The following is a 19,287-nucleotide window of genomic DNA, read 5'->3' on the forward strand; positions in this document are numbered from 1 at the left end:
GGGGCTACCCATGTTCGAGCCTCATGACAAGAAGACGAAGGGTGGCTCGCGAAACGGGGGCCCCAATCCGCCCGACCAACGGCGCGTGGTCCAGCCGCTGTCGGTGGTGAGAGGCAACCGGCCGCAGCCCACGCCTCCGTCTCCGCCCGGCCCGCCCCCCAACGGGGACGCGGTACCCGAGGTCGTCGAACAGCCGCAAAAGCCCGTCAGCACCGCCCCCTCCAGCACGCTCCTGCACCTGTGGGCGATGCTCAACCAGCGCACCCGCTGGTCGTCGCTGGTGGTGGTGCCCTCGCACGAGAGCTGCTCGGGCATGCAGGCGGCGCAGGCCATCCTCGAGGTGGGGAGCAAGCAGGGCAGCACGCCCATCCACTTCCTGGATGCCGAGGGCCTGGAGCTGGGCGCGGCCCAGCACGTGGTGGCGGAGATGATGGCGTACGTGGAGCAGGGGGACCGGGTGGTGGTCCTCATCGACTCCATCGTCTCCAACCCGGTGGGGCTGGAAGTGGCACTGGCGGCCGAGAAGGCGCTGCTGTGCGTGTCGCTCGGCACCTCGGACTACACCTCGGCGAGGCGTACGCTGGAGCTGGTCGGGAAGGAGCGCTTCCTGGGAAGCGTTACCCTGCAGCCCCCGTCTGGAGCCCCGAAGAAATGAGTGCAGCCCCCGGCGCCCCTGGCGCCGCTGTTCCCCCTCGGCCCGAGGCCTCGCGCCCGCGGCTGAGTGTGGTCGTTGCCACCTACAACCGCACGGAGCTCATCCAACGGCTGCTCGGACAGCTGGCCCGGCAGACGCTGGCGCCCTCCGAGTTCGAGGTGGTGGTGGTGGACGACGGCTCGCGCGAGCCGGCCGCGCCCCACCTGGAGAAGCTGAAGCTGCCCTACACCCTGCGCGTGGAGACGCAGGCCAACGCCGGCGCGGCGGCGGCCCGTCACCGCGGCGTGCTCGCGGCGCGCGGCGACGTGGTGCTCATCACGGATGACGACATGCAGGTGGCCGAGGACTTCCTCGCGCGGCACCTGGAGCGTCACCCCCGGGGCTCGCGCAACGTGGTCATCGGCGGCATCCGCCCGGATCCGGCCATCTCCGACATGCCGCTCTTCGAGCGGTGGTACGCGTGGCTCAACAACCGCATCGCCGCGAGCATGAGCGGCCCCAAGCGGCGCGCGCGCGGCTGGCAGCTCTTCACCGGCAACGTCTCCTTCCGCCGCGAGGACTACGTGGCGGCCGGCGGCTTCGACAAGAGCCTGGGCCAGTCGGAGGACATCGAGCTGGGCGTGCGCCTGGAGAAGGCGGGCTGCCGCTTCGAGTTCTGCACCGCGGCGTACGTGCTGCACGGCTCGGATCACACCAGCTTCGAGAAGTGGCTGAAGCGGGCGCACCGCTACGGCGTCTTCGACACGCACCTGGCCGACAAGCACCCGGACGTGCCGCAGGTGGACCCCTGGCGCTACCTCTTCGAGATGAACCCGCTGGCCCGGCCGCTGCTGGCCGCGGCGGTGGTGGCGCCCGAGGCCACCCGCCCGGTGACGGAGGCGGTGATGGGGGCGGCGCGACTGGCGGACAAGGTGGGGTTGCGCAAGGCGGCCTTCGCGGGCACCTCGGTGGCCTACGTGATGGAGTACCTGCGTGGGGCGCGCGCCGAGGCGGGTTCGCTGCCGAAGGCGGCCGCGCGCGCGGCCCGCTTCGCGCTCACCGGCGGCAAGCCCGGCCAAGTGCTCAAGCTGGCGAAGGCGCTCAAGCAGGACGCGCTGGAGGTGGCGCGCTCCGAGTACGGCCAGCCGGGAGTGAAGGCGGTGGCCGCCATGGTGCTCACCTCGGACGGCTTCCGCGTGCTGGCGCTGCAGCGGCTGCGCGAGGCGGCGCGCGGGCTGGGCATTCCGCTCGGCAACCACGCGCTGCGCGTGGCGCAGACGGCGGTGCTGGGTGTCGAAATCGGCAAGGACGTGGAGCTGGGCAGCGGCGTCTACTTCGTGCACAGCCTGGGCACCGTGGTGGGCGGCGACGCGAAGGTGGGCAACCGCGTGCGCTTCTACGGCAACAACACCGTGGGCACCGCGAAGGATGACGGCTACCCCGTCATCGAGGATGACGTGTGGGTGGGCGCTGGAGCGCGCATCCTCGGCCCCATCACCATTGGCGCGCGCTCGCGCATCGGCGCCAACGCGGTGGTGCTCAAGGACGTTCCCCCGGACAGCGTGGCGGTGGGCATCCCCGCGCGCATCGTCCCGCGCAAGGACGTGGACGGCGAGTGATGCGGCGGTCCGGTAGCAGCGGTGCATGGCGTGGAGCGAAGGCCCGGGTGGTCCTGCTGGCCGGGGTGTGGGCGTGCGCGCCGGTGCTGGGCTCGTGCAAGCGCGGCACCTCCGAGGCCCAGGCGGCGACCCCCGCGCAGGCCTCGCCCTCGGGCGTCTACGCCATTCCGGCGCTCACCGAGGTGGCCTACGCCAGCGGCCTCCAGCCCGGCTGGAAGGACGAGGGCTGGGCCGAGCGCGAGCTGAAGGAGCAGGCCCCCGCCAGGCTGCGCATGGAGAACCTGGGCGGGTGGATGCTGCACAAGACGGGCATCGAGGGCGAGTTCGGCGGACTCGCGCTGCGCTACCGCGCGCCCCAGGACTACGGGGAGTTCCTCGAGGTGCGGCTGGACTCCGAGGGCGAGACGCTCTTCCCCCGCGTGCGCGTGGACGGCACCCACGTGGCGCGCCGCGAGGGCGAGTGGGTGCAGCTCTTCGTCCCCCTCGAGCAGCTCAACCCCCAGAAGGTGCCCTTCTCCCGCATCGTCATCCGCGCCCACAAGAAGGTGGGCGGCGACTGGGTGGAGCTGGACCAGGTGGGCCTCACCGGCCCCGGTGGCATGACGCCCGCCGACGGCACCGCGCTGGTGGAGCAGGCGCGGCAGATGGACGGGTCGGCGCCCAAGCCCGTCATCGAGCCGGTGGAGCTGGCCTATGACAACGGCCTGCAGCCGGGCTGGGAGGACCATGGCTGGTCCGAGCGCGAGCTGAAGGGCGCCACCCCCGCGAAGCTGCACATGGCCAACCTGGGCGGCTGGGTGCTGCACAAGAAGGGCCTGCAGTCGGAGTACGGTGGGCTGACGCTGCGCTACCACGCCCCGGCCAGCTTCGGCGACTTCCTCGAGGTGCGGCTGGACTCCGAGGGAGAGATGCTCTTTCCCCGCGTGCGGCTGGCGGACTCCTACGTCACCGCCCGCGACGGCGAGTGGACGCAGGTGTTCGTCCCCCTGTCGGAGCTCAACCCGGAGAAGCACCCCTTCACGCAGATCGTCCTGCGCGCGTACAAGAAGGTGAGCAACGAGCAGGTGGAGCTCAACCAGGTGGGCTTCGCCAACCTCGTCACGCCCACCGTGGCGCAGGCGCCCAAGGACGCGGCCGCCGTGGGCGGTGGCCGCGTGGCCTTCGGCGACGCGAAGGGGGCCAAGGTGGTGGTGGACTGCACCGCGCCCGTCCACCGCATCAGCCCGCTCATCTACGGCATCGCGTTCAACAACATGCGCGAGACGAAGGACAGCCACCAGTGGGAGCTCGGCGCCACGGCGCGCCGCTGGGGCGGCAACCCCACCTCCCGTTACAACTGGAAGCTGGGCAACGTCTGGAACACGGCCAACGACTACTTCTTCCGCAACATCATCGTCGCCACGCCGCAGTACACCTACGACAACTTCCTCCAGTCCAACCTGCAGCGCGGCGTGCAGACGGCGCTCACCGTCCCCATGCTGGGCTGGGTGTCCAAGGACGCCACCTCCATGGGCTTCCCCAGGACCGTCTTCGGCATGCAGCAGAAGATGGACCCGGACGTGCCCGAGGCCGGCAATGGCATCGCGCCCTCGGGCGAGGCCCTCACGCCGCCCCAGCCCACGCAGACGAGCGTCGAGGCACCGCCCTCGTTCATCCACGAGTGGGTGCGCACCATCCGCGAGAAGGACAAGGCCCGCGGACGCAGCGTGCACATGTACCTGCTCGACAACGAGCCGATGCTCTGGAACACCACGCACCGCGACGTGCACCCGGAGCCGGCCACCTACGACGAGCTGCTCGAGCGCACCATCGCCTACGGCACCGCCGTGCGGCAGGCGGACCCGGAGGCCATCATCGCGGGCCCGGCCGAGTGGGGCTGGACGAACTACTTCAACTCGGCGGCGGACGTGGCCCCGGGCGGAAACAAGAAGGACCGCAAGGCGCACGGCAACGTGCCGCTGCTGGCCTGGTACCTGAAGAAGCTCGCCGAGCACGAGAAGCAGACGGGCACCCGCATCCTCGACGTGGTGGACGTGCACTTCTACCCGCAGGGCGAGGGCATCGGCTTCGAGGAGACGGGCGCCACGGACCCCGACACCTCGGCGCGGCGCATCCGCTCCACCCGCGCGCTGTGGGACCCGACGTACAAGGACGAGTCCTGGATCGACGACAAGGTCGAGCTGATTCCCCGCGTGAAGCGGTGGATCTCCGAGAACTACCCGGGCCGCGGCCTGTCGATTGGTGAGTACAACTTCGGCGCGACGAAGCACATGAGCGGCGGGCTCGCGCAGGCCGAGGCACTGGGCCGCTTCGCCGAGCAGAACCTCACCTCGGCGTTCCACTTCACCTACCCGCCCTTCCGCAGCCCCACGTTCTGGGCGTTCCGCGCCTTCCGCAATTTCGACGGCAAGGGCGGGCGCTTCCAGGACAACTACGTGCCCTCCAGCTTCGAGAAGCCCGCGGAGGGCCAGGGCATGTCGCTGTTCGCCTCGCGCAGCGACGACGGCAAGCGGCTGGTGGCCGTCGCCCTCAACCTGGAGGCGGACGTGGCTCGCAATGCCCAGGTGGAATTCAGGGGCTGCGGCGACGTGCGGAGCGCCCGGGTATTGGGCTACGCCGGTGAGCCCTCGGGCTTCTCCGAGCGCAAGTCCTTCTTCCAGTCCGGCGGCAACATGCAGGTGCTGCTCCCGCCCTGGTCCATGACCATCCTGGACATCACGATCGCCAAGTGAGCGCCGGGCGTCAGCCCTCCACGTGCTCGCAGTTCTCCCAGCGGGGCCAGCCCCGCTCCCGGGAGAGCGCCCGACCCCACGACACGAGCCCATCACGCTTCGCGTTGCCCATCACATGGGAGAACAGCGCCAGCGCCTCGCCGCCGTCCGGCGCCAGCCAGTGCAGCGAGAGAGAAGCGCACCCCTCTCCCTGGCGTCCATCGGGGCCTATCGAGCAGCGGGAGAAGGTGAGGTCGACACGCTTGAACGCCAGGCCCTCGTACAGGGTCTCCACGAGCCCGAGGCGCGCATCCAACGACAGGTCCTGGCCGCCGTCGGCGAAGAGGACGGTGGTCTTCGAGGGGCGCTGCGCGAGCGTGGCGTTCGCCAGCCACAGCGCATCGAGCAGCACGTGCATCTCCGCGGATTTCAACCAGTGCGCCTTCATGACGTCGAAGCCGGAGACCCGGGCTTGCTCCTCCGACTCCTCGACGTACAGGCTCGCGACGAGGCCGAGTTTCTCCGTGCCCCGGACCTCGACGGTCGGCTCCAACTGGCCCCCCGTGATGGGGTGGGGCGGCAACACGAGCGATCCCAGCAGGGCCCGCACGTGCAGGGCGATGTCCTCGGGCGGGAGCGTGCGCAGGAAGGCGGCCTCGGCCTCGGAGTCCACTCCCGCGTGGAGAATGGCGTAGGCGCGCGGGTTGGCACGCGCGAGATTCCTGTCCATCTGTGAGCCCTCTTCACGAGCCTCCGTCAGGTTCGACGGGGGCCGGAGGAGGAGTAACAGCGAGGCCCAAGAGGCGCTCGACTTCGCGAAAGAGTTTGTCGAAGGAGCCCGCGCGTCGCGCGGTCGTCAGGTCGAAGAGGCTCGTCAGGGCAGGCTGATCGATCGTTTCACTATAACCGTCCACCATGTGATGACTCAGCCAGCCCTTCGCATCTCGAACCTCCTCGGGCGCGGGCGGAGGGGCAAGATCTCCTGGAAGACCTCGTCGGCCACGCAGCGACTCCGCGGCAACCAGGAACCAAGCCTCGTACTCACGCTTCGCGACGACCACCGAAATGTCACGATCCGGGCGGTGCTCTCTCGCCTTGGTCAGGAGCCTGGGGCCCAGCACACAGGGAAGGTCGTCATCCGCATCGAGCAGGATGAGGATTCGCCCATCGTCCCCCACCTTTCTCGCCATGAACTCGACGGCGCGCTGGAGTCCCTCCTCCTTGACGAGTTGCCCCCGGGGGACTCGATGTGGAGGCAAGACAACGGGATTCAGTGCGGGTGCCAGCTCTTGCAGGATCCTCCGCAAGAGGATGGGGACCGACGCGACCTCTCCATGGCCCTCGACGATGAGCCCTACCTTCATCAGGCCTCCAGCTCGAAGAGGTGGAGCTGGTTGGGCTCGGGAACGGCTTCGAGCTCGGGCGTCAGCTGGTTCGTCTTCAACAGCTCGCCGGCCGTGTAGAGCCGATCCTTGAGAGAGGAGCGCGTGGCCTCGTCGAGCCGGGCAATGAAGGTCTTCCCCTTCTCGGCGACGACCGAGACGATCTCCTCGGCGGAGACATCGGAAGCATCGAGGAGCTCAGGGCTATGGCTCGTCACGATCACCTGCGCATGCCGTGAGCCATCGCGAAGGGCATCTCGCAGGATTCCCGCCGCAGCGGGATGCAGCGCGACCTCGGGCTCCTCGATACCCACGAGGCGCACACGATCCTCGACCCTGGCCTGGAGGAGGGCAACGAGGATACCCAGCGCCCGCAGGGTCCCGTCGGACATGTTGATCGCCGGGAAGCGCCAGGGATCCTTGGAGCCCTCGACGTGCTGACGGAACTCCAGGGTCTCCATGTGCCCGACGCGCTTGGGATCCACACCCTCCAACCCCGGCACGATACGGCTGAGGTACTCCTCGATGCGCCGCTTCGTACTCCCTCCGTCCAGCTTCTCCAGGCGCTCGAGCACGCTCGACAGGTTGAGACCATCGCGTGCGAGCAGCTCGCCCTTGTCGGGAGCTTGAAGAGCTCGAATCTTGTCCGGATTCAGGTTGTAGAACCCCATGTTCGAGAGCACGTCGAACACGGGACGGAACTCCGGCAGACCCGCGGCGTTGACGAGGTACAGGCGATCATCCGAGCCCGGTGGCGCGATGGGGGTGGGCTTGATGACGACCTCGCCCTCACGCACGAGGTACCGTGCATTCCCTACCTTGCACTCCTCTCTCTGGACCGCATAGTCACCATGGGAGCGCGCGCCCACCTCGAATGAGAAGTGCCCCCACTCCCCGTCGGGGAGCTGGAACTCGATCCGGATACCGAAGTGGGTGGGATGGCCGCTGGACCTCCGACGCACCTCGTGCACACCACCGCGATCTCGCAGGGCGTGATCGAGTGAAGTCCGCAGAGCGTCGGTGATGAGCCGCAGCGCATCCAGGAAATTGCTCTTTCCGGAACCGTTCGGACCCACGAGGAACGTCAGGGGCCCGAGCTCCACGTCACATGCGGCGATGCTGCGGTAGTTGCGCAGCCGTACGCGTGTCAGAAACGGTACGCGCTTCCTCGGCACGTTGAACAAGGAGGTCTGCCCAGGAGTCTCAGGCGCTGGCATCAGAACTCTCCAATGACGCCTCCAGGGCTGACGACAGCTCGGTATCCACGGGCGGCAGCGTAGACGAATGTGCGCGGCCCGCAAGCCCGCGGATTCCTCCGCCCCGCCCTACTTGTCGAGCACCATGGTGCGGATGAAGCCCTTCGGGTGCCTCGCGTACGAGCGCAGGTGCATGGCCACGTCCACCATCCACGGTACCCAGTCACCCGTGTCCAGCACCGCGTCCACCGCCCGCTCCCGGTTGCGCGCGTACCACTCGCGCCAGTACCGCACCTCGTCTCCCGACAGCCGCCCCGACAGGCCCTGCGCCCTCAACAGCAGCTCGAAGATGCCCCGGTGGCAGTAGATGTACTGGCCCCCGCCCTTCCACTGCAGCGCCTCGCGCGCCAGGTCTCCCAGCTGCGCCTCGTGCCCGCATGCCGCCTCGTACACGAACAGCGGCAGCGGACTGCCCCGCGCGATGTCGAAGCCCATCTGGCTGTAGAAGCGCGGGTTGAAGTCGATGAGCAGCTGCTTCCCGCCCGCCCGGATGAACTCGACCTCGAACGTGCCGTGGTAGCCCAGCTTCTTGCACAGGGCCCGCACCTTCTCCGCCACCTCCACGTCCACCGGCACTTCCTCGAAGCACAGGCCGATGCCCAGCTTGCGCGGCCGCTGCAACACCTTCACCGCCCCGCGCGCCACGAACAGCTCGCCCGTCCGGTCCACGAAGCCGCTCAGACTGAAGATGTTCTGCGCCGCCTCCGTGTAGAACGCCTGCACCATCGGCCGGTTCGCCCGCGCGTCGTACTCCATCAGCTTGCGCCCGTACCGGTTGCGCTCCAGGAACTCGCGGTAGCGCGGCAACAGCTCGCTCGCGCGCTCCACCTGCGAGCCCTTCACGTGGCTCTCGAACAGAATCTGCGTCTGCGGCTTGAGCAGCACCGGGAAGCGCGCCTGGGCCGCCACCTTCTCCAGGTCCGCCTCCCCCTCGGGGAACCACGTGTCCGGCACATCCAGCCCCACGTCCTTGCACAGGTCGTGGAGCTTCTGCTTGTTCAGCAGCCCGTAGATGACGTCCACCCCCGGCTGGTACATCCGGAAGTGCTTCCCCAGCTCCTCCCGGTGCAGGGCGAACAGCCACGCCATGTCATCGCTCGTGGGGTACAGCACGTGCCCGGGCTCCGCCTCGCCAAAGCGCAACAGCCACTCCAGGAACGCGTCCGAGTCCCCCACCTCCGGGCACTCCACCCGCCGCGTCACGTAGCGGCTCCAGCGCGCGGGCGCCAACAGCTTGGACTCGGCCACGGTGACCGGAATGCCCCGACGGCCCAGGCACCTCACCGCGGCCAGGGTGCCGTAGTAGTCGGCCATCGTCAGCAGGATGGGGGGACGGACCAGCTTCGTCATGGTGTCGGATTTCCTCGTGGGCCTAGCTCGGACCGACCGGGGTGCTCGCCACCGGCTGCGCCGCCGGCTCCACCGGCTTCTTGTCGCGCCAGTCGAAGCGGTTCTTCAGCTTCAGGAAGGGCTTCTCGAAGTAGCGGTAGCTCAGCGTCGCCAGGCCGATGCTCAGCGCCAGCGTCAGCACGTAATAGAGAATCAGGTTGTGTGGCACCACCCGGCGCACGATGTTCAGCGAAATCATGTGCATCAGGTAGATGCCGTAGGTGATGGAGCCCACGTAGCGCAGCCACTTGTGGTCGATGAGCGGCGCCAGCACGTGGTGCGGACGGATGCACATGGCGATCACCATCACCGTGAGCAGGAAGGACGAGAGCCACAGCGGCGTGTCGTGGTTGTAGATGGCGAAGAACACCAGCACGACGGTGACCGGCACGCTCCACACCTGCCCCAGCACCTTCCACGTCCACTCGAAGGGCTTGGGGTAGTGCACCAGGTACGCCGACAGGCAGCCCATGCACACGGAGATGGAGATGCTCGCCAGGATGCGCACCCAGAGGTGCGTCGTGTCGAGGTAGCCCGTCTTCGTCGCCCAGCCCATGAAGATGCCCACCGCCAGCATCCCCGACATGAACACCACCGGCCCCCAGGTGCTCTTGAAGTAGCGCACCACGAAGGGCCACAGCAGATAGAACTGCTCCTCGGTGGCCATGGACCACGCGAAGTAGAAGATGATGCGGCCCTCTTCCAGCTTGATGAACCAGTTCGACGTGTACGTGAGGTAGTACTTCACGTTGTCGAAGAAGGCCCCGCGCACCACCATGTCCTGCTCGAAGACGTACACGAGCACGATGTAGAGCGCCGTCACCGCGTAGTAGAGCGGGAAGATGCGCAGCGAGCGCCTCGCGTAGAAGCCCTTGAGCGAGATGGTGCCCGTGCTCTCGCGCTCGCGCAGCAGCAGCGTGGTGATGAGGAAGCCGCTGATGGCGAAGAACAGCGAGACGCTCAGGTAGAAGCGACCCACGAGCCCCTCGCGTGCCTCCAGCACGTGGTAGAGCACCACCGCGAAGATGGCGAGGGCTCGGAGCCCGTCCAGCGCTCCGAAGGTCTTGGTCTTGAGAAACGCCTGATGGGCGGCTTTGGCGGAGTCCATGTCCGCCCATTAGGAACGCAGAATTCCCGACGCGTCACAAGAGGTGCCCGTGTGGCCCCGCAGCAGCCTCACTGGGGTTCCGCTCGCCCGCCCGTCTGCCCCGACCCACCTGACAGCCTCACTTCCGCCACGTGGGAAAAATAGATGGGGATGCCAAGGACATAGCGGCTGAACAGCCGCCGGGGCTCCACCGCCAGACGGAACAGCCACTCCATCCCCGTCTTGCGCATCACCAGCGGCGCCCTCGGCACCTTGCCCCCGATGTAGTCCAGGATGGCTCCCCCGTTGACGATGAGCACCGGGTGCGTGAGGGCCTCGCGCAGTTGCACGGACACCTGCTCCTGCTTGGGCATGCCCATCGCCATGATGATGAGGTCCGGCTTCGTCTCCACCGCCAGCCGCACGTACGTCTCCGGTGGGTCGAACCCCTCCTGGCTCGCGACGATGCTCAGCCCCCACTCCTCCAGCGTGCGCCGCGCGTTGTCCAACCACGGCGAGCGCGTCCCGAAGAGCGCCACCTTCCGCCCCTTGTAGGCCCGGGCAATCTTGGGGATGAAGTCCGTCCCGTTCATGTTCAGCCCGAACGGCTTCTGGAAGGCTCTCAGCCCCAGCTTCACCCCGATGCCGTCGCGCAGCAGCATGTCCGAGCGCATCAGCCCGTCCAGCATCCCCGGCTGATTCCACCCCAGGTTCACCGCGTGCGCGTTGACGAAGGAGAGGATGAAGGGACGCTCCGGGCGCGTGAGCTCGTCGAGCAGCGCCCGCTCCGCCGCCTCGTCGTCGATGATGCGGATGCGCTCCATCAACGTGATGAAGTTGCGCGCCCGCTCGGCCTTGATGCCCTCCTGGCTCTGCATGCTTCCTCCTGAGGAGCCCGGAGGATAGTTGACCCGGCCGGGCTCCGGAACGGGTTGACGGCCCCTGCCGCCCCTCCTCGCGCCGGGTGTCCGGTGACCTCACCCCCACCCGAGTGTCCTCCGCCAACAGGAACCGCCACACGCTCCGCCCGCTGGTGAACGCCCGGAGGAGACTTTCGGACAGTGGAGGACGGACCCGCCGTGACTCGTGTCTAGCTTCTGGAGTCAACGACGCAGCGCACACCGCGCGGAGGAAGGCGCCTTATGCAGGAGCTCCACTTCCTTCCGGCCCACCGGCTCGCGGCCCTGGTACGGGCTCGCGAGGTGTCGGCCCGAGAGCTATTGGAAGCGCACCTGAGGCAGGTGGCCCGGCACAACGCGCGCCTCAACGCCCTCGTGACGATCGACGAGGAGCGCGCCCGCCAGCGCGCCCTCGAGGCCGACGAGGCCCTCGCCCGCGGCGAGTCCTGGGGCCCCCTGCACGGGGTGCCCATGACCATCAAGGACTCGTTCATGACGGCCGGGGTGCGCACCACCAGCAGCTACAAGCGGCTGCGGCACCACGTGCCCACGCACGATGCCACCGTCGTCGCCCGGCTCAAGGCCGCCGGCGCCATCCTCCTGGGCAAGACGAACCTGCCCACCTTCACGTTGGATTTGCAGACGAATGGCCACCTCTTCGGCCGCGCCAGCAACCCCTGGGACGAGACGCGCACCCCCGGAGGCAGCACCGGCGGCGGCGCCGCGGCCGTCGCCACCGGCATGTCCCCCTTCGAGGTGGGCAGCGACCTGGCCGGCTCCATCCGCGTCCCCTCGCACTACTGCGGCATCTTCGGCCTCAAGCCCACCGAGCACCGCGTCCCCATCTCCGGCCACATCCCCCCCATGCCCGGCCGCCCCCGCGGCGTGCGCTACGAGGGCGCCGCCGGGCCGCTCGCGCGCAGCCTCGAGGACCTGAAGCTGGGACTGAAGCTGCTCGCCGGCCCCGATGACGAGGACTGGGACGTCCCCCCCGTCCCCCTGCGCGACGTGCGCCCCCGTGAGCTGCGCTCCTATCGCATCGCCTGGACCGATGACTTCGGCGGCCTGCCCGTGTCACGCGAGACGCGCTCCGCCCTCGAGAAGCTGGCGCGCACCCTCGAGTCGCTCGGCTGCCGCGTCGAGCGCGCCGGGCCCAGGAACCTCGACTACGACGAGCTGTGGGAGGTGTGGGGCCGCGTGCTCGGCGCGGAGATCGGCGCCGAGATGCAGTCCCTCGCCCGCTTCGTCTTCAGCCTCCGCTTCAAGGCCATGCGCGGCGATGCCTCCCTCAACCGCGGCATCGTTCGCGGCGTGCAGAGCCAGATGTCCGAGTACATCGAGGCGCTCGCCATCCACGACCGCATCACCGGCAAGGTCGAGGCCTTCCTGTCCCAATGGGACGCCTGGTTGTGCCCCGTCACCGTCGGACAGGCCTTCACCCACCGCCGCAGTGGCGAGTGGATCGACGTGGACGGACAGCAGGTCCCCTACATCACCGGCACCTGCGCCTTCACCTCCGTGTTCAACCTCACCGGCCACCCCGTCGTCGTGCTTCCCCTCACCCGGCTCGTGGACTCGCCCCTTCCCCTGGGCATCCAGGTCGTCGGCCGCAGGTGGCAGGACGAGGAGCTGCTCGCCGTCTGCGAGGCCCTCTCGGAGGTCACCGGGGAGTTTCGCAAGCCCCCGGGGTACTGAGCGGCGAAGACCCTCACCCCAGCCCTCTCCCAGAGGGAGAGGGGGCATACACGGTCAATCCACCTGGAGTCCTGGCTCCCCCTCTCCGAGCGCCTCGAGTACCAACTCCGCCGCCTTCTCGATCGCGTGCCCCGGCGCCAGATCCTTCGCCACGAACAGCACCGAGTGCACCCGCTCCGCCAGCTCGCGCGTCCCCACCGTCTCTCCCTTCACCGCCTCCTCACAGAGGTGCAGCGCCAGGTCCACCAGCAGCAGCCTCCTCCGGTCCACCCAGCCCTGTGACAGCCTCGGGCTCGCCCGGTCCGGATACGCCTCGTGCACGCGCTCGTGTGTCTCCTTCAGCGCTCGCAGGATGGACTCCCGGTGCTCCTGTTTCAGCTGACCCTCGCGGGGGATTCGGCGATCCTCCGGGTCCGGGTTCTTGCTCATGTCTTCTCCACTCTCACGGGTGGGAACCCGGGGTTCTCGATACCCTCACCCCGTCCCTCTCCCGGAGGGAGAGGGGTTGGTGTGTTGGTGTTGGTGTTGGGGGGTTGTTCTCGTTGTTTTGATTTGAAACTCACGGCGCCGCGGGCTTGGGCGTCGTCGGCGGCGCGGCCGGCGGGGCCTCGGGTCGCGGCAACACCCCCGGCACCTCCGCCAGCACGTAGCTCACCCACGCCAGCGCCGCCGTGCTCTGCGCCAGGTCCTTCGGGTTCACCTTGTCCAGCGTGTCCGCATGCGAGTGGTGCACGTCGAAGTAGCGGCTGCTGTCCACCCTCACCCCCACGAAGGGCACCCGCGCCGGTATCAGCGGCGAGATGTCCGCTCCCCCCGCCTCCCCCGCGAGGATGACCCCCGCCCCCAGCGCCTCCAGCGGTTGCAGCCAGGGACGCACCAGCTCCTCGCCCCCAGGGCCCGCCCGGAACGTCACGCCCAGGGGCCTGCCTCCCCCCGAGTCCATCTCGAGGGCCGCCACGTGCGTGCCCAGCTCCGCCGCGTGCGCCTCGGCGTAGGCCCTGCCTCCCCGCAGCCCGTTCTCCTCGTTCGCGAAGAGCACCACCCGCACCGTGCGCCTCGGCGCTGGCTTCAGCTTCCCGAGCAGCCTCGCCGTCTCCATCACCATCGTCACGCCCGCGCCGTCATCGTGCGCGCCCGTCCCCACGTCCCATGAGTCCAGGTGCGCTCCCAGCAGCACCACTTCCTTCGGCTTCTCGCGGCCCTTCACCTCGGCCACCACGTTGAACGAGTCCGCGTCCGGCTGCGTCTGGCACCCCAGCTTCAACTCCACCTTCACCGGCCCGCCCGCCACCAGCCGGTGCAGCAGCTCCGCGTCCTCCACCGACACCGCCGCCGCCGGAATCTGCGGCACGCCCTCGTCGTAACGCATCGCCCCCGTGTGCGGCGAGCGCAGCGACGCCGTCGCCAGCGAGCGCACCAGCACCGCCACCGCCCCCGACTTCGCCGCCACCGACGCGCCCCGCGTCCGCAGCCCGGCGTACTTGCCGTAATCCGCCGCCTCGGCCATCGCGTGGTTGAAGAAGACGATCTTCCCCTTCACCTTCTCGCCCAGCCCCGCCACCTCCTCCAGCGAGCGCACCTCGAGCACCTCGCCCGTGACACCCTCGGCGGGCGTCCCCACGCTGCCTCCCAGCGCCAGCAGGGCCAGCGGGTGCTCACGGAAGCGCTCCGAGGCGAGCACCCGGCCACTCTCCTCGCCTCGCACCCAGCGCGGCACCTTCACCGGCTCCAGCCACACCTTCACCCCATCGGCCTCGAAGCTCCGCTTCGCCCACTGCACCGCCGCCTTCTCGCCCTCGGAGCCGGACAGGCGCGGGCCAATGCCATCGGTGAGCTCCGCGAGCCGCGCGTAGGCACGGCCCTCCGAGAGCGCCGCCCCGATGAGCTGCGCCGCCACCTGTGGCGAGGGGCCCGGGTCCTTCGGAGCGGCCACCGGAGCCTGCGCCTTCGGCGCGGCGGTGAGCAGGGACAGAAGTGCGGCGGACAGGGGGAGGGCCGAGGGCACGTCGTGACTCCGGGAAGAGAGGGCTGTCCGCACTCTCGTCCCGGGCGCGCTTCCTCGCAAGCTCAACCGTGGAGGGCCGCCGGACGCACCGGCTCCCTCCCCGCTTCACGGCCGGGCGGGCTACTTCTTCTCGGGGGTGCGGTACGTGAGCACCGGGCAGGGCGCCATCCGCACCACCTTCTCCGCCACGCTGCCCATCATCATGTGCGACAGGCCCGTGCGCCCGTGCGTTCCCATGATGATGAGGTCGTACCCGCCCTCGCCAGCCACCTTCGCGATGACCTGCGCCGGCTCACCCGACTCCAGCAGCTGCTTCGAGTGCGGCACGCCCTGGAGGAAGCCCGACAGCTGCTGGTCCGCGTGGTTGCGCAGGAACGTGGACAGCGTGAGCTCGGGCTCGCTGCGCGTCAGCACCACCATCTCGTCCCCCGCGTACTCCGACGGACGCCACACGTGCAGCACGTCCAGCTTCGCGTCGAAGCGGTTGGCGATGAAGTACGCGTACTCCAGGGCCTTCTTCGAGGTCTCGGAGAAGTCGACCGGCACGAGGATTCGCTGGATCTTGCTCATGGTTCCACTCCTGGGTCAGATACCCAGGCTTGGTGCAATGGTCGTTCCCACCCGTGCCCCCTCGGGAGCGCCCAGGCGCACGGCGCAAAGGCTGCGTGGCCGCGCACCCAGCGCAATTCCTGCACCTTGAGGCTGTCCGGAGCCGTGCTACAGACCGTCCGTAGGGAGCACCATGCCACCCCCCACCCCACTCTCACGGCGGCCCCAGGCCACCGCATTCAGCATCGAGGATCTGCTGGACCGCGTCCGCCGGGGGGAGGTGCGCGTTCCCGAGTTCCAGAGACGGCTCCGCTGGAAGGCCAACGACGTTCGAGACCTGTTGGACAGCGTCTATCGCGGCTACCCCATCGGCACACTGCTCTTCTGGAAGCGGGAAGCGCCCGCGACCGTCCTCCACTTCGGTCCGGTGAAGATCGACGCACCCCAGACCGCACAGGCCTTGTGGGCCGTGGATGGACAGCAGCGCATCACCGCGCTGACCGGCGTCCTGCTGCACCCTCCCCTGGAAGGGGACGCCGCACACGACGACTTCGCGCTCTATTTCGACCTGGAGCAGGAGGAGTTCGTCCGGCTCGCCAGACGCGCAACCCCTCCCCCCTACTGGCTGCCCATGAACAGGGTGCTGGACAGTGAGCAGCTCCTCGACTGGCTGGACCGCTACCCGGGCCGGGCCGACAATCCCCATCACACCCGGGCGGCGATGAAGCTCGGCAAGGCCATCCGCGAGTACCAGGCTCCCGCGTACATCGTCGAGACCGACGACCAGGAGGTCCTCCGGGTCATCTTCGGGCGGCTGAACTCCGCGGGAAAACCCCTGACGCGCGCGGAAGTCTTCAACGCCCTCCACGGCACCCGGAACGAGGAGCAACCCTCCGACCTGCAGGCGCTCTCGGAGAATCTGCGGGAGCTGGGATTCGGCACCATCGAGGAGGAGTGGCTGCTCAAGTCCGTGCTCGCCGTGCGCGGGCTCGACATCAACAAGGACTTCAAACAGCAATTCCAGGGCGAAGGCAGCATGCCCGAGACACTGAGGCAGACAGAGCAGGCCCTGCGCGCGGCAATCGTCTTCCTCAAGCGCGACGCGGGCATTCCCCATGTCCTCCTGCTGCCCCACAAGCTCCTTCTGGTCCCGCTGGCCCGGTTCTTCCACCTCCATCCCCAGCCCTCACCCCGCTCGCGGGAGTTGCTCTCCCGCTGGTTCTGGCGCGTCATCGCCAACCTGTTCTTCAAAACCCTCCGTCTCACGTCGATCCGCAACGACCTGCAATCCATCGGACCCGACGAGGAGAAGACCCTCCAGGAGCTGCTCACCTTCTTGCACCCGCCCGGCATGTATCGCGCCGACCTGCACATCCGGCTCGACACCTTCAAGCTCACGACGTTCCGCACCAAGGTCGAGGCAAACGCACTGCTCTCGTTCCAACCCCGTGACTTGCGAAGCGGTCAGCTCCTCGATGTCCCCGCGCTCCTGGAACGGGAGGGTGCCGCCGCCCTTCCACATATCCTCCCGTCGGCGCGAATCCTCTCCAAGACCAGCAGTCCCGACTGGAGCATCACCTTCTACTCGCAGGACACCCTCGCCAATCGGCTCATCCATCCACCCGTGGCCGACCCGCCCCTGTACTCCTTGCTTCGATCCGCTCTGTCCATGGCGCCCGAGGTGCTCCAGAGCCATGCCGTTCCGCCCGGTGCCATCGATGCGCTCCACCACAAGGACTTCACTTCGTTCGTAGAGCTGCGAGGCGACCTCCTGACAGACCACATCCGCCGCTTCCTGGACTCGCGCGCCCGTTGGGAAGCCGCGGACCACGGCTCCCTCCGATCGATGATCGTCTCCGACGAGGAGGACTGAGGTGCGGCCCACTCGCGAAGAGCTCGGGGTTCTCGAGGTCCGGCTCGAGAACATCCACGTGGGGACCCTGACGCTGCTGGCCGACGAGGTCTCGGAGTTCGTCATCTCCGAGGAGTACCGGCAACGCTACCCGCGGCCCGTACTGGGGCAGACCTTCGAGGAAGACCTCACCCGGCGACACAGCAGTCGAATGCGCCTTCCCCCCTTCTTCTCCAATCTCCTTCCCGAGGGACCTCTCCGTGAGCTCATCGCGGAGAAGGAAGGCATCTCCAAGCACCGGGAGTTCTTCCTCATCGCCCGGCTCGGTGAGGATCTTCCCGGAGCTGTCGTCGTCACCCCCGCTACGCCCCTGGCCTGGGACGACTCCAGGCTCGCGGCGGAGGCCCAGGCCCCAAGCACGCAGGTGCCCGAGCAGGAGCAACTCCGGTTCTCTCTCGCCGGGGTGCAGCTCAAATTCTCCATGCTGCGCAGGGACCGGGGCATGACCCTGCCCGTGGGCGGGCGGGGGGGAGATTGGATCGTCAAGCTGCCCGACAACCGCTACGACCGCGTCCCGGAGAACGAATACTCGATGATGACCTGGGCCCGGGCCGCGGGCATCGAGGTTCCCGAGATCGGCCTGTTCGAGGTCGCCAACCTCGAGGGGCTCCCCGAAGGCATCGTGCTGCGCGAGAACATCGCCTTCGCCATCCGCCGCTTCGACCGTCCCGAGCCCGGCCACCGTGTCCACATGGAGGACATGGCCCAGGTACTCGGGCTCTACTCGGACGAGAAGTACAAGAAGTACAACTACGAGACGATCGCCAATATCATCCTCAACGTCGCGGGCCAGGAAGCACTCCACGAGTTCCTGCGCAGGCTCGTCTTCATCATCGCCATCGGCAACGGCGACGCTCATCACAAGAACTGGTCCCTGCTCTACCCCGACAGCATCCACGCGACGCTCTCGCCCGCCTACGATCTCGTCTCCACCCTCCAGTACATCCGCAACGACACGCTCGCGCTGAACCTCGCCCGCTCCAAACGTTTCGAGGATGTGTCCCTGCAAGCATTCGAGCGCCTGGCTCGCAAGCTGGGCATCGAGAGCACGAACGTCCTCCCTGTCGTGAAGTCCGCTGTGGAAGCAACTCTCCAGTCCTGGCAGCAGCTCCGCGGCACCCTGCCCATCCCCGAGGAGTTCAAGCAGCGCATCGAGTCCCACTGGAAGCGGGTCCCGCTCCTCAACGGAGCGTAATGCACCGCGCCTGCGCTCCTGTTAAGTGCCCTGCTGGCCCCCTATGCGCTTCCAACGCACCATCCTCCAGCAGATCCAACGGCTCGACCCGGAGAAGGATGATCAGCGCATCCTCTTCCTGAGCTGGTACCACGACTTCCCCTGGGACAGCCGCAAGGCGCTCGAGTTCGCCCTCTTCCGCACCTACGCCGTGCCAAGCATCAGCGGCCTGCTCGACACCACCGGCGAATTCATCCAGCGCACCCAGCGGCGCTACGACGACACCGAGCTGCTCATCGCCGAGTTCGTCGAGAACGGCTACCACAGCGAGCGCGGCCGGCGCGCCATCCGCCGGATGAACCAGCTCCACCACCGCTTCCACATCCCCAACGAGGACTACCTCTATGTCCTCTCCACCTTCGTCCTCGAGCCGCGCCGGTGGATCGACCGCTTCGGCTGGCGCCCCTACAGCGAGCACGAGCGACTGGCCACCTGGTTCTTCTGGCGCAACGTGGGACGGATGATGAACATCCGCGACATCCCCTCCTCCTACGAGGCCTTCGAGCGCTTCAACGTCGAGTACGAGCGCACCCACTTCCGCTACTCGGAGACCAACCGACGCATCGGCGAGGCCACGCGCGAGCTGTTCCTCAGCTTGTACCTGCCCCGGCCCCTTCGTCGGCTCGGCCGTCCCGCCATCCACGCGATGATGGATGACCCGCTCCGCGAGGCCTTCGGCTTCCCCAGGCCTCCCGACGCCCTCCAACGCTCCGTCCAGGGCCTGCTGCGCGCCCGCGGCCTCGTGATCCGCGCCTTCCCAGAACGCCGCCATCCAAAACTTGTTACCCGGTTGCACCACAAGAGCTACCCGGATGGATATGACATCGAACAGCTCGGCCCTCCGGGTACCCAACGCGAGCGCGTGAACAGTGGCCAGTCCCACGGCGGGTGACGCTCCCCTCCTCCTTCGTGATA

At 68.3% G+C, this 19,287-nt stretch carries 16 protein-coding genes; 7 read left to right on the top strand and 9 right to left on the bottom strand.

What is annotated here, in order from left to right:
• Positions 1 to 10 precede the first annotated feature (10 nt).
• From JRI60_RS51540 to JRI60_RS51550, 3 genes are read left to right on the top strand one after another with little or no spacing between them, the layout of a single operon-like run.
• Positions 11 to 655: a hypothetical protein gene (locus JRI60_RS51540; RefSeq protein ID WP_204223519.1), complete on the top strand. Its 645-nt coding sequence runs from the start codon at positions 11 to 13 to the stop codon at positions 653 to 655.
• The gene (gene epsD / locus JRI60_RS54240; protein WP_239470228.1) at positions 652 to 2,253 is read left to right on the top strand and encodes an exopolysaccharide biosynthesis glycosyltransferase EpsD; all 1,602 of its coding nucleotides are present in this window, start codon (positions 652 to 654) and stop codon (positions 2,251 to 2,253) included. Before JRI60_RS51540 ends, epsD begins: the two co-directional genes overlap by 4 nt.
• Complete coding sequence (locus JRI60_RS51550) at positions 2,253 to 4,985, top strand: glycoside hydrolase family 44 protein (RefSeq protein WP_204223520.1); 2,733 nt, start codon at positions 2,253 to 2,255, stop codon at positions 4,983 to 4,985. The genes epsD and JRI60_RS51550 overlap by 1 nt, the downstream gene beginning before the upstream one ends.
• Positions 4,986 to 4,995: 10 nt before the next feature.
• Here the strand turns inward: JRI60_RS51550 and JRI60_RS51555 are convergent, their stop codons facing one another.
• The 6 genes from JRI60_RS51555 to JRI60_RS51580 form a co-directional block, all read right to left on the bottom strand.
• Positions 4,996 to 5,694 (bottom strand): hypothetical protein, encoded by a 699-nt coding sequence (locus JRI60_RS51555; RefSeq protein ID WP_204223521.1) that lies wholly within the window; start codon positions 5,692 to 5,694, stop codon positions 4,996 to 4,998.
• A 13-nt stretch (positions 5,695 to 5,707) separates the two neighbouring features.
• Positions 5,708 to 6,328 (bottom strand): DUF4276 family protein, encoded by a 621-nt coding sequence (locus JRI60_RS51560; protein ID WP_204223522.1) that lies wholly within the window; start codon positions 6,326 to 6,328, stop codon positions 5,708 to 5,710.
• Positions 6,328 to 7,563 carry an AAA family ATPase gene (locus JRI60_RS51565; protein WP_204223523.1) on the bottom strand — a complete coding sequence of 412 codons (1,236 nt, stop codon included), beginning with the start codon at positions 7,561 to 7,563 and terminating at the stop codon, positions 6,328 to 6,330. The genes JRI60_RS51560 and JRI60_RS51565 overlap by 1 nt, the downstream gene beginning before the upstream one ends.
• Positions 7,564 to 7,671: 108 nt before the next feature.
• Positions 7,672 to 8,952 carry a carbamoyl-phosphate synthase gene (locus tag JRI60_RS51570; protein WP_204223524.1) on the bottom strand — a complete coding sequence of 427 codons (1,281 nt, stop codon included), beginning with the start codon at positions 8,950 to 8,952 and terminating at the stop codon, positions 7,672 to 7,674.
• Positions 8,953 to 8,974: 22 nt separating this feature from the next.
• Positions 8,975 to 10,099 carry an acyltransferase family protein gene (locus JRI60_RS51575; RefSeq protein WP_204223525.1) on the bottom strand — a complete coding sequence of 375 codons (1,125 nt, stop codon included), beginning with the start codon at positions 10,097 to 10,099 and terminating at the stop codon, positions 8,975 to 8,977.
• Between the two features lie 68 nt (positions 10,100 to 10,167).
• Positions 10,168 to 10,956, bottom strand: a complete 789-nt coding sequence (locus tag JRI60_RS51580; protein WP_204223526.1) for a WecB/TagA/CpsF family glycosyltransferase — start codon at positions 10,954 to 10,956, stop codon at positions 10,168 to 10,170.
• A 264-nt stretch (positions 10,957 to 11,220) separates the two neighbouring features.
• On the opposite strand from JRI60_RS51580, the gene JRI60_RS51585 reads away from it, so the two are divergent.
• A complete protein-coding gene (locus JRI60_RS51585) occupies positions 11,221 to 12,672 on the top strand; it encodes an amidase (protein WP_204223527.1) in 1,452 nt (483 codons plus the stop codon).
• Positions 12,673 to 12,726: 54 nt separating this feature from the next.
• Here the strand turns inward: JRI60_RS51585 and JRI60_RS51590 are convergent, their stop codons facing one another.
• From JRI60_RS51590 to JRI60_RS51600, 3 genes are all read right to left on the bottom strand, one after another.
• Positions 12,727 to 13,101, bottom strand: a complete 375-nt coding sequence (locus JRI60_RS51590; protein ID WP_204223528.1) for a hypothetical protein — start codon at positions 13,099 to 13,101, stop codon at positions 12,727 to 12,729.
• Between the two features lie 130 nt (positions 13,102 to 13,231).
• A complete protein-coding gene (locus JRI60_RS51595) occupies positions 13,232 to 14,677 on the bottom strand; it encodes a M20/M25/M40 family metallo-hydrolase (protein ID WP_204223529.1) in 1,446 nt (481 codons plus the stop codon).
• Positions 14,678 to 14,797: 120 nt separating this feature from the next.
• Positions 14,798 to 15,247 (bottom strand): universal stress protein, encoded by a 450-nt coding sequence (locus JRI60_RS51600; RefSeq protein ID WP_204223530.1) that lies wholly within the window; start codon positions 15,245 to 15,247, stop codon positions 14,798 to 14,800.
• A 172-nt stretch (positions 15,248 to 15,419) separates the two neighbouring features.
• Here JRI60_RS51600 and JRI60_RS51605 point away from each other — a divergent pair, with 172 nt between their 5' ends.
• The 3 genes from JRI60_RS51605 to JRI60_RS51615 are packed head-to-tail and all read left to right on the top strand — an operon-like array spanning position 15,420 to position 19,264.
• The gene (locus tag JRI60_RS51605; RefSeq protein ID WP_204223531.1) at positions 15,420 to 17,099 is read left to right on the top strand and encodes a DUF262 domain-containing protein; all 1,680 of its coding nucleotides are present in this window, start codon (positions 15,420 to 15,422) and stop codon (positions 17,097 to 17,099) included.
• Between the two features lies 1 nt (position 17,100).
• Positions 17,101 to 18,333: a type II toxin-antitoxin system HipA family toxin gene (locus JRI60_RS51610; RefSeq protein WP_204223532.1), complete on the top strand. Its 1,233-nt coding sequence runs from the start codon at positions 17,101 to 17,103 to the stop codon at positions 18,331 to 18,333.
• Between the two features lie 43 nt (positions 18,334 to 18,376).
• Positions 18,377 to 19,264 (top strand): oxygenase MpaB family protein, encoded by an 888-nt coding sequence (locus tag JRI60_RS51615; protein WP_204223533.1) that lies wholly within the window; start codon positions 18,377 to 18,379, stop codon positions 19,262 to 19,264.
• Positions 19,265 to 19,287: the final 23 nt, after the last annotated feature.

Source organism: Archangium violaceum (assembly GCF_016887565.1).
GTDB lineage: Bacteria > Myxococcota > Myxococcia > Myxococcales > Myxococcaceae > Archangium > Archangium violaceum_B.

Excerpts from the sequence above, each read along its gene's own strand:
- JRI60_RS51540 (WP_204223519.1), top strand. The coding sequence starts at position 11 with ATGTTCGAGCCTCATGACAAGAAGACGAAGGGTGGCTCGCGAAACGGG.
- epsD (WP_239470228.1), top strand. The coding sequence starts at position 652 with ATGAGTGCAGCCCCCGGCGCCCCTGGCGCCGCTGTTCCCCCTCGGCCC.
- JRI60_RS51550 (WP_204223520.1), top strand. The coding sequence starts at position 2,253 with ATGCGGCGGTCCGGTAGCAGCGGTGCATGGCGTGGAGCGAAGGCCCGG.
- JRI60_RS51555 (WP_204223521.1), bottom strand. The coding sequence starts at position 5,694 with ATGGACAGGAATCTCGCGCGTGCCAACCCGCGCGCCTACGCCATTCTC.
- JRI60_RS51560 (WP_204223522.1), bottom strand. The coding sequence starts at position 6,328 with ATGAAGGTAGGGCTCATCGTCGAGGGCCATGGAGAGGTCGCGTCGGTC.
- JRI60_RS51565 (WP_204223523.1), bottom strand. The coding sequence starts at position 7,563 with ATGCCAGCGCCTGAGACTCCTGGGCAGACCTCCTTGTTCAACGTGCCG.
- JRI60_RS51570 (WP_204223524.1), bottom strand. The coding sequence starts at position 8,952 with ATGACGAAGCTGGTCCGTCCCCCCATCCTGCTGACGATGGCCGACTAC.
- JRI60_RS51575 (WP_204223525.1), bottom strand. The coding sequence starts at position 10,099 with ATGGACTCCGCCAAAGCCGCCCATCAGGCGTTTCTCAAGACCAAGACC.
- JRI60_RS51580 (WP_204223526.1), bottom strand. The coding sequence starts at position 10,956 with ATGCAGAGCCAGGAGGGCATCAAGGCCGAGCGGGCGCGCAACTTCATC.
- JRI60_RS51585 (WP_204223527.1), top strand. The coding sequence starts at position 11,221 with ATGCAGGAGCTCCACTTCCTTCCGGCCCACCGGCTCGCGGCCCTGGTA.
- JRI60_RS51590 (WP_204223528.1), bottom strand. The coding sequence starts at position 13,101 with ATGAGCAAGAACCCGGACCCGGAGGATCGCCGAATCCCCCGCGAGGGT.
- JRI60_RS51600 (WP_204223530.1), bottom strand. The coding sequence starts at position 15,247 with ATGAGCAAGATCCAGCGAATCCTCGTGCCGGTCGACTTCTCCGAGACC.
- JRI60_RS51605 (WP_204223531.1), top strand. The coding sequence starts at position 15,420 with ATGCCACCCCCCACCCCACTCTCACGGCGGCCCCAGGCCACCGCATTC.
- JRI60_RS51615 (WP_204223533.1), top strand. The coding sequence starts at position 18,377 with ATGCGCTTCCAACGCACCATCCTCCAGCAGATCCAACGGCTCGACCCG.